At 65.8% G+C, this 14,202-nt stretch carries 14 protein-coding genes and 2 pseudogenes; 1 reads left to right on the forward strand and 15 read right to left on the reverse strand.

The features are described from left to right. The first annotated feature begins 125 nt into the window (after nucleotides 1-125). Nucleotides 126-665, forward strand: a complete 540-nt coding sequence (locus CAFEA_RS07155; protein WP_063936889.1) for a M23 family metallopeptidase — start codon at nucleotides 126-128, stop codon at nucleotides 663-665. Here the strand turns inward: CAFEA_RS07155 and CAFEA_RS07160 are convergent. The 15 genes and pseudogenes from CAFEA_RS07160 to rpsP all read right to left on the reverse strand — a co-directional run bounded on the left by CAFEA_RS07160 (nucleotide 628) and on the right by rpsP (nucleotide 13,926). Then, the gene (locus tag CAFEA_RS07160; protein WP_063936890.1) at nucleotides 628-1,521 is read right to left on the reverse strand and encodes a tyrosine recombinase XerC; all 894 of its coding nucleotides are present in this window, start codon (nucleotides 1,519-1,521) and stop codon (nucleotides 628-630) included. The two genes, CAFEA_RS07155 and CAFEA_RS07160, sit on opposite strands and share 38 nt — an antisense overlap. Before the next feature lie 24 nt (nucleotides 1,522-1,545). Continuing rightward, complete coding sequence (locus tag CAFEA_RS07165; protein WP_063936891.1) at nucleotides 1,546-2,721, reverse strand: DNA-processing protein DprA; 1,176 nt, start codon at nucleotides 2,719-2,721, stop codon at nucleotides 1,546-1,548. Further along, a complete protein-coding gene (locus tag CAFEA_RS07170; RefSeq protein ID WP_063936892.1) occupies nucleotides 2,722-4,248 on the reverse strand; it encodes a YifB family Mg chelatase-like AAA ATPase in 1,527 nt (508 codons plus the stop codon). Then, the gene (locus tag CAFEA_RS07175; protein ID WP_238635235.1) at nucleotides 4,235-4,615 is read right to left on the reverse strand and encodes a YraN family protein; all 381 of its coding nucleotides are present in this window, start codon (nucleotides 4,613-4,615) and stop codon (nucleotides 4,235-4,237) included. Before CAFEA_RS07175 ends, CAFEA_RS07170 begins: the two co-directional genes overlap by 14 nt. 297 nt (nucleotides 4,616-4,912) lie before the next feature. Continuing rightward, entirely contained in the window at nucleotides 4,913-5,218 is a 306-nt protein-coding gene (locus CAFEA_RS07180; protein ID WP_034998651.1) for a DUF2469 domain-containing protein, read from the reverse strand. Next, nucleotides 5,215-5,871, reverse strand: coding sequence for a ribonuclease HII (locus CAFEA_RS07185; RefSeq protein WP_063936893.1), 657 nt, complete (start codon nucleotides 5,869-5,871; stop codon nucleotides 5,215-5,217). Before CAFEA_RS07185 ends, CAFEA_RS07180 begins: the two co-directional genes overlap by 4 nt. A 4-nt stretch (nucleotides 5,872-5,875) precedes the next feature. Further along, complete coding sequence (gene lepB / locus CAFEA_RS07190; RefSeq protein WP_238635244.1) at nucleotides 5,876-6,553, reverse strand: signal peptidase I; 678 nt, start codon at nucleotides 6,551-6,553, stop codon at nucleotides 5,876-5,878. Between the two features lie 243 nt (nucleotides 6,554-6,796). After that, a complete protein-coding gene (gene rplS, locus CAFEA_RS07195; RefSeq protein WP_034998646.1) occupies nucleotides 6,797-7,144 on the reverse strand; it encodes a 50S ribosomal protein L19 in 348 nt (115 codons plus the stop codon). Between the two features lie 114 nt (nucleotides 7,145-7,258). Continuing rightward, nucleotides 7,259-9,529: a Tex family protein gene (locus CAFEA_RS07200; RefSeq protein ID WP_063936894.1), complete on the reverse strand. Its 2,271-nt coding sequence runs from the start codon at nucleotides 9,527-9,529 to the stop codon at nucleotides 7,259-7,261. Between the two features lie 106 nt (nucleotides 9,530-9,635). Further along, nucleotides 9,636-9,770: pseudogene (locus CAFEA_RS11385) on the reverse strand (anaerobic C4-dicarboxylate transporter family protein); the annotation flags it as partial. A 66-nt stretch (nucleotides 9,771-9,836) separates the two neighbouring features. Next, a complete protein-coding gene (gene trmD, locus CAFEA_RS07210; RefSeq protein WP_063936934.1) occupies nucleotides 9,837-10,892 on the reverse strand; it encodes a tRNA (guanosine(37)-N1)-methyltransferase TrmD in 1,056 nt (351 codons plus the stop codon). A 1-nt stretch (nucleotide 10,893) separates the two neighbouring features. Continuing rightward, a complete protein-coding gene (gene rimM / locus CAFEA_RS07215) occupies nucleotides 10,894-11,394 on the reverse strand; it encodes a ribosome maturation factor RimM (RefSeq protein ID WP_063936896.1) in 501 nt (166 codons plus the stop codon). A 137-nt stretch (nucleotides 11,395-11,531) separates the two neighbouring features. Continuing rightward, the gene (locus tag CAFEA_RS07220) at nucleotides 11,532-12,641 is read right to left on the reverse strand and encodes an IS30 family transposase (RefSeq protein ID WP_290183926.1); all 1,110 of its coding nucleotides are present in this window, start codon (nucleotides 12,639-12,641) and stop codon (nucleotides 11,532-11,534) included. A gap of 93 nt (nucleotides 12,642-12,734) precedes the next feature. Beyond that, a pseudogene (locus tag CAFEA_RS11325) lies at nucleotides 12,735-13,220 on the reverse strand (transposase); the annotation flags it as partial. Between the two features lie 184 nt (nucleotides 13,221-13,404). Continuing rightward, nucleotides 13,405-13,926: a 30S ribosomal protein S16 gene (gene rpsP, locus CAFEA_RS07230; RefSeq protein WP_063938757.1), complete on the reverse strand. Its 522-nt coding sequence runs from the start codon at nucleotides 13,924-13,926 to the stop codon at nucleotides 13,405-13,407. Nucleotides 13,927-14,202: the final 276 nt, after the last annotated feature.

Consider the following 14,202-nt stretch of genomic DNA (forward strand, 5'->3'; position numbering starts at 1 on the left):
CCCGCGCCCACAAAACCTAATCTCAACTGCGTCTTCTGTGGATACCCTCGCGGCGGGCGGCGGGTTATCCACAGATTTTCGCAACCAGGCTAGTGTTCTTGCCCCCTGCGTGCTCGTATTCACGCATGCGCTTCTCGACGATCCTCCGGTCCGCCACCGCCCTTATCCTCGCCGCCGCCATCAGCGCCGCCCCGGCCGCCGCCTGGGTGGACCCGGCAGCCGGCACCCCGTACCCGGCCGCGGTGTCGCGCCCTGCTGACATCCCGGAGCAGAATTGGAAACCCGGCCACCGCGGCGTGGACTTACCCCTGCGCCTCGGCGCTGACGTGCTGGCCGCAGGCGACGGCGTTGTCGCCTTCGTGGGCGTGGTAGCCGGCACCCCGGTGATCTCCGTCGATCACGCAGGCGGGATCCGCACCACGTATCAGCCGGTGCGCTCCCCGCTTGCCGTCGGCGACAAAGTGCGCGAAGGCGAGCCGATTGGCACCCTCGCGCACGCCCCGGCGGGGTTTTCCGGATCCCACGACGGTTTGCACTGGGGTGCGCTGGTGGGCAAGGACACCTACATCGACCCGCTCACGCTGTTGGAAGCGCCGCGGATCCGGCTCAAACCCTTAGACGGCGCCACTACGCGCGCGGGTGCGCCTGGTCGTAGACGCGCTTGAGCCGCTGCGCGGAGACGTGTGTGTAGATCTGCGTGGTTTGCAGGCTGGTGTGGCCGAGCATCTCCTGCACCACGCGCAGATCCGCCCCACCTTCGAGCATGTGGGTGGCAGTGGTGTGGCGCAGCGTGTGCGGGCTGACATGTTCCACCCCGGCGCGCTGCCCGGCGCGCTCGACGATGCGGCGTACCTGGCGCTGGTCGATGCGCCCGCCGCGAGAGCCAACGAACATCGCCTGCGTGTCGGCTGCGAGTTCTGCGCGGCCGAACTCGAGCCACTCGGACACGGCGGCAGCGGCTTCGTCGCCGAACGGCACGACGCGCTGCTTGTTGCCCTTGCCGGTGACTTGAGCGAGACCGCGGGCAAGGTCCACGTCGCCGAGGTTTAACCCCGTCAGCTCCCCGACGCGGATGCCGGTGGCGTAGAGCAGCTCGAGCATGGCGCGGTCGCGCAAATACTCGGCCGGGTGTGCGTCGTCGGCCGTGCCCGCCTCCACGAGCTCCCCGGCGCGCTCGCCTTTGACCACCGTGGGCAGCGGGCGATTGACCTTGGGGGCCTTTAGCCGTGCCGCGGCGTCTGTGGCGATGTAGCCCTGACGGTAGGCCCAGGTGGAAAAGGCGCGGGCGGCGGCGGTGCGGCGTGCAAGCGTGGCCCGGCTTCTGCCAGCACTCATCGCGTCCGCGAGCCAGCGCCTCAGCGCGTCGAGGGTGAACGCGTCGAAGGTATCCACGTAACCCGCGAGCCCTCTAAGGTCCGCGACGTAACCCTTGACCGTGTTCGGGGAGCGGCCGAGGACAAGTTCGGCGTATTCGGCGAAATCCTCCACCGCCGCCTGCACTTGCCCCAACTGTTCACTCATGTCACGGCAGTGTACTCGCTTCCCTTAGTCGGGCTGCTCCACCCGCGACCACACCCGCTTGTCGCGCTCCACCAGCCCGCGCTTGGACAGGTCCATCAGGATGTGCACCGTCAGCGCGATGGACAGCCCCGCGTCCGCGGCCACCGCCTCGGCTTCTCTGCCGGTGCGGCCGGCGGGCGGCAGGGCGTCGTAAATGCGCAGCTCGTTGCGGGAGAGCTGTTGGGTCACACTCGGCGGGTACTGCATCTCCATCTGCTCCTCGGCGCTGTATTCGCCGACCGCGGAGAGCTGCTCGTGGATCTGCCCGGCGTTGAGCACCATTTCGGCCTCGTTGTTCTGGATGGCCAAGTTCGCGCCGAGGGATTGGGCGTCCGTGACCGGCCCGGGCACCGCCATGGCCGTGCGGTTGAACGCGTTGACCCACTTCAGGGTATTCAGCGCCCCGGATCGAAACGGCGCTTCCACCAGCACGGTGCCCAGTGTCAGGGCGGCCACGAGACGGTTTCTGGTGAGGAAGCGGTGCCTGTCCGGCGTGACAGCGGGCGGATATTCCGTCATCAACGCGCCACCTGTGGCCACCACCCGTTCGAAAAGTGCCTTGTTCGAACGCGGGTAGTGCTCGCCAGGCCCGCAGGCCGCCACCACCACAGTCGGGGTGTTGACGTCCATGGCGGTCGTGTGCGCGACCGTGTCGATGCCAAGCGCGCCGCCGGAGACAACCGTGTAGTTGTGCCCGCCCAGCCCGGCAACAAGATCCTTGCTGGCCATGTGCCCGTACTTGGTGGCGTGGCGCGTGCCCACCACACCGACGGACTGGGCGAACAGCCCTGCCAGGTTGGTGTTGCCCGCGACCCACAGCGCGTGCGGCGCAATGCCGTCCGGCTGGTGGCTGGTCTTACCCGCCGCTCCTGTCTGCTGGCGACCGAACGAGCACTGAATCGCCTCCGCCGGCCACTGCGGCGACTCCGGGGTAAGCAGCGTGTAGCCAAGGTCCGCGGCGAACTCAAGGTCCTCAGCCGGGCGGTCCCACGTGAAGCGGTTCTCGGTCTGCGAAAGCAGCCCGCCGATCCAGGTGGCGCGGGTGCGCACGCCCTCGGCGATCTCGTCCGCGCTCTTGCCCACACGCAACAGCGCCTGGATATGGTGCGACGGCCCCTCCACCACGCGTGAGAGGTAGGCCCAGGATTCCAACGAAGACATCTACGCCACCTCCTCGCGCTGCAGCTGGTGCTCGCGCATCTCCACGGCACGGCAAGCGTGGTGGATGTCCGGCTGGTCCATCTCTTCCAAGTCTGCCAGCGTCCAGGCCAGCTTTAAGCATTTGTCCACCCCGCGCTGCGTGATCTTGCCTTGGATCAGCTCTGCCTGCAGCATCGCCATCGCCGCCTCCTTGGCGGGAAAATGCCTGCGAATCAGGGTCGCGGGCACACGCCCGTTGACGTCCTCGTTGCAGCCCGCTTTCGCCCACCGGACCGCGGCGCGTTCGCGAGCGGCTGCCACACGCTCCGCGATGCTTATCGACGGCTCCGCGTCCCTCGGGCTGAGCACCGCCGCGTCGCCAGAGGTGGTCACGAACACGTCCAGTCGGTCCTTCAACGGGCCGGAGACGTTGCTTAAGTGGCGCGCCCGCTGCGGGGACTTGCACGAGCACTGCCCTTTCACCCGCTGGCACGCGCACGGGTTCGCCGCCAGCACCAGCTGGAAATCCGCCGGATAGACCACTTCCCTCCTCGCCCGTGTCAGCCGCACCTCGCGCTTTTCCAGCGGGATGCGCAGCGCGTCGAGCACCCCTGCCGGGATCTCCGAGGCCTCGTCCAGAAACAGCACCCCGCGGTGCGCCTGGCTGACCACACCGGGGGTTGGCGTGCCGCCTCCCCCGCCGATTAACGCCGCCCGGGTCAGCGACGGGTGCGGGGCGATAAACGGGCGCGTTGCCACTACCCCGCCGCCAGAGACCCCGGCCGCGGAATGGATGGCAGTGACCTCGACCATCTCCTGCACGTCCATCGGCGGCAGGATCGACGGGAGGCGCTCCGCCAGCATGGACTTGCCCGATCCCGGCGGGCCGATCATCATCACGTGGTGCCCGCCGGCCGCAGCCACCTCGAGCGCCTCGCGCTCCTCGGACATCCCCGCAAGGTCCTGGAAATCCGGCACCGCACGCTGCGGCGCGGCCGCTTCCGGCGCTGTGGCGCGCTCCAACTCTGCCTCGCCGGTGATCCACTGCCACACCTGCGCAAGCGAATCCGCCACCAGCACCTCGCGGCGGCCCAGCAGCGCCGCCTCCGCGGCGTTGGCTCTCGGCACAACCACGGTGCGGATCGGGTCTGCCGCGTCGAATGCTGCGATGAGCATCGGCAGCACGCCTTCGGCCCGTCGCAAAGTCCCGTCCAGCGCCAGCTCCCCGCAGAACATGGTGGATGCGAGCGTGCGCTCCACGCGGGGGTCCAGGCTGCCCAGCACCGCAAGCGCAATGGGCAGATCGAAGTGCGAGCCAGCCTTGGGCAGGTGCGCGGGCGAAAGCGACACCATGATCTTCGTGCGCGGCCACGGCAGCGCCGAATTCGAAATCGCGGTGCGGATCCGCTCGCGCGACTCTTTCACCGCCGCATCCCCCAGACCCACCATGTGCATGCCGGGCAAACCGGCGCCGACGTTGGCCTCCACCGTGACCAGGCGGGCGGCGACGCCTTCCACGGTCGCGCTCATCGTACTAGCAAGCGCCATCTTCCACCCCCGGGAACCGGCGCAGGATGTAGTCCTCGCCGTCGAAGACCACCTCGACCACGTCGAAGCGGATCGGGCGGTACTGGCCCTGCGCATGCTTGTCCAGCCACTGCGCCGCGCACCGGCGCATGGTGTTGAGCTTCTTCGTGGTCACCGCCTCCGCTGCACCAAAGGCGGTGCCGCGGCGGGATTTCACCTCCACGAAAACGACGGTGCCGTCCTCGTCCTCAACGACAGCGTCAATCTCACCGGCGCGCATCCGTTGCCGGTGCCCCAAGAGGGTGTAGCCCTCGTCCTCGTACCACCTGATCGCGGCGTGTTCTCCCGCCCTGCCCAGCTCCCACTGGTCCTGATAGTTCACCTGCACGGTGCCTCCCCGTTTCATAGAGTTGCCAAAAATGTTGGTCCTCTATCAGACGCAGAAGGCCCCGCCGCGGTTCCATGGCGCGGGCAGTTTTGTAAAACTCGGCGGCCGCACCGATGATTGCCAGTCACCCGCTATGCAGCTGCATAGCGGTGGGTGGTGGTCCCTCGCAAAAGTTTATATTCTGCCGAAGTCGGCCCTCAGCCACCCACACTTACCCTCGCCTAAACCGGAAACTGTTCACAACCACCTGACGCAAAGCGCGACACGCCGAGTTTTACAAACGGATCGCCGCGAGCACTATTCCGGGAAGGTCAGGTCCGGCTTGTCCAGCTCTTCGATATTGACGTCCTTGTACGTGATCACGCGCACGTAGCGCACAAAACGCACTGCGCGGTACATGTCCCACACCCACGCGTCCGACATCAGCACCTCGTAGTAGACGTCGCCGCCGTCGGTGTGCGGGATGAGCTTGACGCCGTTGGCCAGGTAAAACCGGCGCTCAGTTTCCACCACGTAGGAGAACTGGCTGGCCACGTCCCGGTACTCGCGGTAGAGGGAAAGCTCGACGTCAGCCTCGTAGTTGTCAAGATCCTCGGCGCTCATGCCTGCCCCTTCTTGCTGGACTGCCAATAGAAGTCGTCAGCGTCCCTGACGTTCGCATAACTATAACGGTGCTCAGGGCTCGCACCGTGGCGGCGCACCGCGTCCATGTGCACCTTTGTCGAATACCCCTTGTGGCCCTCCAAACCGTACTGGGGAAACGCTTGGGCCATCTCGCACACCAGCCGGTCCCGGCTCACCTTCGCCAGCACGCTGGCCGCGGCGATGCAGCGGGCCGTGTAGTCGCCTCCCACCACCGGCAGTTGGGGTGAAGGAAGTCCGGGGATACGGAAGGCGTCGATAAGCACGTAGCCCGGTGTAACCGAAAGCCCCGCGATGGCGCGGCGCGCGCCGTCAATGTTGGCGTGCTGGATCCCGCGGCGGTCGATCTCGGCCGCGGAGATATGCACCACCGAGTACGCCACCGCGGCGTTTTTCACCGCGTCGAAGAGCGCGTCGCGCTTGCGGGCGGTGAGTTTCTTGGAATCCGTCAGCTCCTCCAACGCCGGCTGCGGTGCTGTCGGCAGCACGCACGCAGCGATGGTGATGGGGCCGAAACATGCTCCGCGGCCGGCTTCGTCCACCCCCGCCACCGGGCCGAAGCCCGCCTTGTCTAAAGCGACCTCGTAGGTGCGCAGCTGCTTTAAGCGCCGCACGAGCCTACTGCTGGATGTCCGGGTCGCTCACGCCCTGCATGCGATTGATCGGGAACACCACAGCCTCGACCTTGCCGCGAATGTTTTCTTCCGGGATGGTGCCCTGGAACTGGTCGCCGATGTGCGCGCGCGAGTCCAGGGAGTTGGTGCGGTTATCGCCCATCATGAAGTAGTTGCCCTCCGGCACCGTCACAGGGCCGAAGAAGGGCCCGCCGCAAGCGTCGGAACCCGTGGATTCATCCACCGGGTAGAAGTTCGGCTGCAGGGTGTAGGACTGGTCGACCGGCTGGCCGTCCACCATGATCGCCGGGTCCCCCGCCTGGCAGGACACCGTCTGGCCACCGGTGGCAATGATGCGCTTGACCAGGGTGTTCTCGTCCTTCGGCACCAGCCCCACCCAGGAGCCGACCTCCTGCATCCCGCGGATAACCGGGTTGGAGGAACGGTTGGAGTCGAAGCCCGTGTTCCAGGAATCGGTGCCAGCGAAGACGATCACGTCGCCCGGCTCCGGGTCGGAGAAGTAGTAGCTGACCTTCTCCACGAAGATGCGGTCGCCGGAGCCGGATTCGCCGTGCAGCGTGGGCTCCATGGAGGCGGACGGGATGACGTAGAGGCGGCCGATAAACGTCTGGATCACAAACATGATCAGCAGCGTCAGCACCACCACGACCGGAATTTCCACGTACCAGGGAAGCTCCTTTTTCTCCTCTGGCTCGTCCGCGGCCGGCTGCTGCGCAACCGGGGCTGCGTCACGGCGCGGCTCGGCGGCGTAGGGGTTGTGGGGCTGTGCAGGCTGGGAAGCGGAAGGCTCGCCTGCGGATCCGTTCACGTTGGTCACTCGGGATACGTTAGCACCGCGGGAGTCGTCGACAAGCAAAGTGCCCCGCCCGAGCGAACTCGGACGGGGCACTGTGGCGCGCTGAAACTAGCGACGCTCCTTGATGCGGGCAGCCTTGCCGCGCAGGTTGCGCATGTAGTACAGCTTGGCGCGGCGAACGTCGCCCTTGCGCACAACCTCGATCTTCTCCAGGTTCGGGGAGTGCACCGGGAAGGTACGCTCAACCGCGATACCGAAGGAGACCTTACGCACGGTGAAGGTCTCGCGGATGCCGTCGCCCTGGCGGCGGACCACAAAGCCGGTGAAGACCTGCGTACGGGTCACAGAACCCTCGATAACCTTGACGTGGACGTCGAGGGTGTCGCCCGGGCGGAAGTCCGGGATGTCGTCGCGCAGCTGGCCTGCGTCGACAAGATCAATGATGCCGTTGCTCATGAAAGCAATCCTTTACGTGTTCGGACAGAGGACCCTGGCGGCACTTCCCCATCCGGGGCGCTCGGCCGGTTCATGTCGATTACAAGAACCTGCAGCATTTTACATATGTGCCGGTCACTTCCCAAATCCGGCCCGCTTCAGCGCATCGGCCATGGAGCCAGATGCTTCTCGACGTCCCTCCGGTTTACCCCGCTTCCGGCCGCGCTGCTTGCGCGGTTTCTTCTGCGCCGGCTGGCCCGGCTCGTCGTCAAGCCGCAAGCTCAGGCCGATGCGGTTGCGTGCGACGTCGACGTCCATGACCTTGACTTTCACTACCTCGCCGGAGCGCACCACCTCGTGCGGGTCCGAGACGAACTTGTGGCTCATCGCGGAGACATGGACCAGGCCGTCCTGGTGCACGCCCACGTCCACGAACGCGCCGAAAGCTGCGACGTTGGTCACCGTGCCCTCCAGGATCATGCCCGGTTTGAGGTCCTTGATCTCGTTGACGCCTTCCTTGAACTCGGCGGTCTTAAACTGCGGGCGCGGGTCGCGCCCAGGCTTGTCTAGCTCGGCGAGGATGTCGGTAACGGTGGGCACGCCGAACTGCTCGTCAGCAAAATCAGCCGGCGCGAGCTTGGTCAGCACGGCGGTATTGCCGATGAGCTGCTCGGTGCTCAGGCCCGTGGCCTGGGCGACGCGCTCGACCACCGGATATGCCTCCGGGTGCACCGCGGAGCTGTCCAACGGGTTGGTCCCGCCCTGGATGCGCAGGAAGCCGGCGGCCTGCTCGAACGCCTTCGGGCCCAGGCGCGGCACTTTGCCCAGCTCCTTGCGGGTGGTGAACCGGCCGTTTTCGTCACGGTAGGCCACGATGTTCTTCGCCACAGTGCCCGACAGGCCGGCAACGCGCTCGAGCAGCGGCGCCGACGCCGTGTTCACGTCCACGCCGACGGAGTTCACCGCGTCCTCCACCACCGCGTTCAGTGTCTGCGCGAGCGCGGTTTGGTTCACGTCGTGCTGGTACTGGCCCACGCCGATAGACTTCGGGTCCACCTTGACCAGCTCCGCCAACGGATCCTGCAGTCGGCGGGCAATGGACACAGCGGAGCGCAGGGAGACGTCCATGTCCGGGAACTCCTCCGCCGCGATCTGGCTGGCCGAGTACACCGACGCACCGGACTCGGACACCACCACCGGGGTGGGGCGCTTCCCGCCCGCCTGCGCGATCAGGTCCGCCACCTCGCCAGCGAGTTTCTCGGACTCGCGCGACGCCGTGCCGTTGCCCACGGCGATGAGCTCCACGCCGTGCTGCGCGGCCAGCGACGCCAGCTCAGTGCGCGAGGCGTCCCAGCGGTTCTGCGGCTGGTGCGGGTAGACGATCGTGGTGGCGAGTACCTTGCCGGTCTCGTCCACCACGGCGCACTTCACGCCGTTACGGTAGCCCGGATCCAGCGCCAGCGTTGCGCGCTGGCCGGCGGGCGCGGCGAGCAGCACGTCGCGCAGGTTGGTCTTGAACACTTCCAGCGCGCCCTCCTCCGCCTTCTCTTTCAAACGCATGCGGGTGTCCAGGTTCGCGGAGACCTGCAGCTTGGTGCGCCAACCCCAGCGCACCGCCTTTGCCAGCCACTCGGAGTCTTTCACCGGCAGGTCGAAGCGCTCGGCGATCATGCCTTCGTACACGGCCTCCTCGCCCGGGTCCATGTCGATGGTGAGCACGCCCTCGGCTTCGCCGCGCAGCAGCGCCAGGATCCGGTGGCTAGGTAGCTTCTCAAACGGCTCGGAGAACTCGAAGTAGTCCGCGAACTTCGCACCCTCGGTCTCCTTGCCCTCCACCACGGCGGAGCGCATGGTGCCCTGGCTATACACGCGGTCGCGCACCTCGCCGACTAAGTCCGCATCCGTGGCGAAGCGGTCCACCAGGATGGCGCGGGCGCCCTCGAGCGCGGACTTCGCATCCGGGAAACCCTCCGACAGGTAGGCCGCTGCAAGGGTTTCGGGGTTGGCCGAAGGGTCGTCGATAAGCTGCTGCTCCAACGCCTCAAGCCCAGCCTCGCGCGCGATGTCCGCCTTGGTCTTGCGGCGCTTCTTGTACGGCAGGTACAGGTCCTCCACGCGCGCTTTCGTGTCCGCGCTAAGGATCGCCTGCTTCAGCTCGTCGGTAAGTTTGCCCTGCTCGTCGATGTTTTCCAGCACCGCCGTTTTGCGCTCGGCGAGTTCGAGCAGGTAGGTGTTGCGCTCCTCGATGTGGCGCAGCTGCGCGTCATCGAGGCCGCCCGTGGCCTCCTTGCGGTAGCGGGCGATGAACGGGACGGTGTTGCCCTCGGCGAGCAGTTTCAGCGCCTGCTCGACCTGGTTGTCCCGCACATAGATTTCGTTCGCGATGGTGGCTGCGATTGATGTCATTCGGGCGAGTCTAGTCGCGGGCCTGTTGCGCCAGCGCTACAGCAGCACCTGCGCCAGCATTGAGCCCACCACACAGGAGGTGAACACCGAGATCGCGCCCGGGGTTGTGCGCGGCGAAGAACGTGTCCGCCATCCACGCCACGCCGAAGACCGAGAACACTGCCGTCAGGCCGGATTTTAACGCGGATGTCGGGGCGAGCACTGACGCGAGGAGGGGTCCTGTCTTACGCATGCAACGCACCCAAGTGTATTGCCCGATTGGTCAGACCTTTAAATTTCCAGAGGGTAATGTTGCCCACCAGATAAGTTAAACCTCTTTAGTCTGGCCGGACTGATAAGCCCCAGGTGGCAGCGCGTTTCCCACCGCCCGCGTGGCCTCCTCGAGCGCGAGCGCGGTGCGCCCGGCGACGGTGAGCGTATCCCCCTCCAGCGTGATCTCGGGGTCGCGGTAGCCAGCCTTCTTCAATGCCCTGCGCAATTGCTTGACGACGATCCGCGTCGCCCCGTCCACCCACACCGTCGTAAGCACGTCGCGTGCGTCCAACATGAACCGGTCGTCCTCGCTCAGATGAGTCTGCTCCAGCAGCTCAGGGCGGACCTCGCGCGTGCGCTTCAAGGACTGCTCCCTACGCCAGGCCTCCACCTTGGCGTGGTCGCCGGAGGTGAGCACCGCCGGCGCCTCAAGCCCGCGCCACACGCGCGGCTTGGTGTAGCTCGGGCCCTCGAGCAGACCGTCGGAGAAGCTGTCGTCCTCGTGGCTTTCGGTGTTGCCCAGCACGCCCGGGATCAGGCGCGTGACCGCTTCCGCAATGACCAAGACGGCAACCTCGCCGCCAATGAGCACATAGTCGCCGATGGAGACCTCGCGCACGCGGTAGCGCTTCTTCGCATCCTCGAAGACGCGCTGGTCGATGCCCTCGTAGCGCCCGCAAGCGAACACGATGTGCTCCTCGCGCGACCACGCCTGCGCGTCCTGCTGGGTGAAGGGCTTGCCCGCCGGGGTGGGCACGAGCAACAGCGGCTTGCTGCTGTCCTCGCCGCCTTCGTATGGACGGGGCGCGACCTCGTGGACGTCGTCGTGGCGCAGCTTGTCGTTGCGGTGCGCGGCGGCGGTGTCGAGGGATGTTCCGGGGCGGCCCTTGGCGACGTCGTCAAGCGCAGGCCCCCACACCTCCGGCTTCATCACCATGCCCGGTCCCCCGCCCAGCGGCGGGGCGTCCACGGATTTGTGGTTGCCGGTGGCCCAGTCGCGCAGGTCGTGTACGCCCACCGACAGGATCCCTTGCTCGATCGCCTTGCCCAGCAGCGCCTGGCGCAGCGGGTCGAGGTACTCGGGAAAGATGGTGACGACGTCGAGGCGCAGCTTAGACATCAAGCAAGCCCTCGGGCGGGGTGATGGTGAGGTAGCCCGCCTCCGTGTCGAGCTCCGGGACAAAGTCCATCACGAACGGGACCATGACGTCCTTGCCGTCGTAGTCGATCTCCAGGATCTTCCGGTTCGGCGCATCCATCACGCCGGTGACCTCGCCGACCTCTTCGCCCTCGTGCCGCACCTTCAAGCCAATAAGCTCGTGGTTGTAGTACTCGTCCGAGTCTTCTTCACGCTCGAGAGGCTCGGCGAAGAACTTCATGCCGCGCAAGCTGTCGGCGGCAGTGCGGTCCGGCACCTCCTCGAAGCTGACCAGCAGGCGCTTCTGGTGCGGGCGCACCGTCTTGACGGTCAACTCCCGCTCCTTGCCCGCCTGGCGGCCGGTCAGCACAGCGCCGACGACGATGTGCTCCTCCGACTCGTCCGCCAGCAACTCGACGGCAACCTCACCTTTCACGCCGTGGGACTTGACCACTCGGCCGATCTGCAGCTCCATGGGTGATTACGGTAGCAGGCCACGGGTTTGCCGAGCGTTCCTGGCTGCGCCACATCCCCCTGCGCCGCCTCCCTCTACGCCACCTCCGCAGACCCTGGGAGGCTCATCCTGGGAATGGCCAATTTTTGCGGGCGGGATCAAGCGGTTAATGCGCCACGATTGAATATTTGCTGGAGTATCTCACGTGGGGTTGCTCCGCCGAGGACTTGTCGTGGTGTGTCGTTGAGTTCGTCTTGTACCCAGGCGACGTGCTCGGGGGTTACTTCGGCGAAGTCGGTGCCCTTTTTGTAGAAGCGGCGGCGGATCTCACCGTTGGTGTTCTCGTTGGTCGGCCGCTGCCACGGCGCGTGCGGATCGCAAAAGTACACCTCGCAGCCGTCTTTGATGCGCACACGTGCGGTTTCAGCCATTTCCACGCCTTGATCCCAGGTGATGGTCTTGAGCTGTTCAGCGTTGAGGTCTTTGACCATCTGCTGGATCGTTTCAATCACCGTCATCGATGTGTGTTCGGTGGGCAGATGACCAAGCAGGGTGTAGCGGCTGGTGCGCTCCACCAGGGTAATCAGCGCGCTTTTGCCGCCGGTGCCGATAACAAGATCGCCTTCCCAGTGCCCGGGGATTGCCCGGTCGTCAGCCTCTGGGCTGCGCTTGGTGATTTCAGCACCTTTGATCCACGGCTTACCGGTGAGCACACCGGCATTACGGGGCCGGGCTTTTCGCCGCTTGCCGCCGCGGATGAGCACATCTTGGGTCTTCATCACCGCTTCAAGCTCGGCGCGCAAGCTGCCTTTGCCCTGGATGTACAAGGCACTGTAGATCGCTTCGTGGGAAATACGCATGCTTTCATCATCGGCGAAAGCATGCTGAAGCCACACACTGATGCGCCCGGGCGACCACCGGCGGGCAAGACACGTCACCACCACAGCACGAAGTGCCGGGTTGTCGTCAAGCTTGCGCACCTTCGGCCGGCACGCACGCGCCTTGGCGCCCAGGCCGGCTTGCCGGGCGTTGTAGTACACCGTGGCCTCACCGTCTTCGCCGACAACTTCCCACCCGTTGCGGGCGATTTCCCGGCTGATCACGCTGTGGTGGCGCCCCAGCAGCGTTGCGATCTGCCTGGCTGACATTCCCTGGCTGCACCCATGTTGGATCGTCAGGCGGTCTTCATACGACAGTCGGACCCCGCGGCCGACTTTCACACGGTCCTCGGCATAGTCGGCAGGCGCGTGGCCTGCTTGCGTTTTCATTGGTGCTGGCACGGAATCAACTTTGCTGTGTGCAGGTGGTTTTACCGTGCAAGCCTCCGGCGTGTCCGCGCGCTGTGACGCATCACGGTTTCCGCCCGCCTTCTCCTGGCGTGCTTGCTGCACCCAGCGATACACCGAATTGGCAGACCGGTCGAACGCCGCCGCGACCTTGTCAACCGGCTCACCAGCCAGCACCCGTGCGACCGCGTCAGCTTTCTGCTGCGGGGTGATGCGGGGCTTTTGCTGCAGTTCGGTGAGCACACCGACTTTCGCCAACCGCTGGTACAACGCCCCTGGTGACATGCCTAACGTCGCAGCCGCATCCGGTACCGACATACCTGAAGCCACCAGCGCCACCGCCTCGTCGATGAGTTGGTCACGTGCACGTGCCAACGCCTTCTTCGGTGGGAGTGCGCCTGCTTGCTTGACCCATTCATAAACCGTGGCCTCTGCCACACCGGCCTCACGTGCAATCTCGCCGACATCATCGCCTGCAACAAGCCGCGCCACAGAAGTAGCCTTCACATCTTTCGGAGTCCAACGACCAGCCACAACAACCTCCAAGTCGAGGTGGCGCATTCACCCACTGACAACTCCGCGCGAACCCAGGCTCTGGATCCCAGGGTATGCGTGCGGCCAGTCCGTCAAGCGGCTGGCTGGTGCGGGGCAAGGCGGGGTGGAACTCACCGAACCCCACCAACACGAAACCCCCGCTGCGCACGCGGTGTGTGCAACGGGGGGTTCGTCGAGAAGCGAAGAGTGCTTAGTTCTCCTCAGCTTCAGCGTCCTCGGAAGCCTCGGCTTCAGCGTCCTCGGCGGACTCGCCCTCAGCCTCAGCGGCCTCAGCCTCGGCAGCAGCGGCGGCCTCAGCGGCCTCCTTTGCCTCAGCCTCTTCCTTGGCCTTCTTGCGCTTCTCGGTGATGGCCTCAGCGGTCGGGCCGTTCTTGGCCTCCTCCAGAGCCTGGTTGAACAGGTCGAGCTTGGACGGCTTCTCCTCTGCGGTCTTGAGGGTGCCCTCAGCGCCGTCGAGGCCCTTGTGCTTCTGCCAGTCGCCGGTCACCTTCAGCAGTGCCATCACCGGCTCGGTCGGCTGCGCGCCGACACCCAGCCAGTACTGAGCGCGCTCGGAATCGATGCGGATGAGCGACGGCTCTTCCTTCGGGTGGTAGATGCCGATGTTCTCGATGACGGCACCGTCGCGACGGGTGCGGGCGTCAGCGATGACGACGCGGTACTGCGCGTTGCGGATCTTGCCAACGCGCTGCAGCTTGATCTTTACAGCCATGATGTACTTCCTTGTAGGTCACTGGGCAGTGCAGACACTCGCCACTTATCGACGAGCCGGTTCAACCCTTCTTATTTACCCTGCGCGTGCCTGGCCGGGCGACCTGCCTCGTTTAGTGCGAGGTACAAGACGGATCCGGCGCGTACGCAGTTATGGACTTGTCGTGCCTGGCGCGCATACACGCCGGACAGCCCGTGATACTTTACGCGCGCTATCCCCAGGTTCCAAAACACGCGTCCGGTTTTAGCGTTCCGCATCCGCGCGAGTCTGGTTCGG

It is taken from the genome of Corynebacterium afermentans subsp. afermentans (genome assembly GCF_030408355.1).
In the GTDB taxonomy this organism is placed as follows: domain Bacteria; phylum Actinomycetota; class Actinomycetes; order Mycobacteriales; family Mycobacteriaceae; genus Corynebacterium; species Corynebacterium afermentans.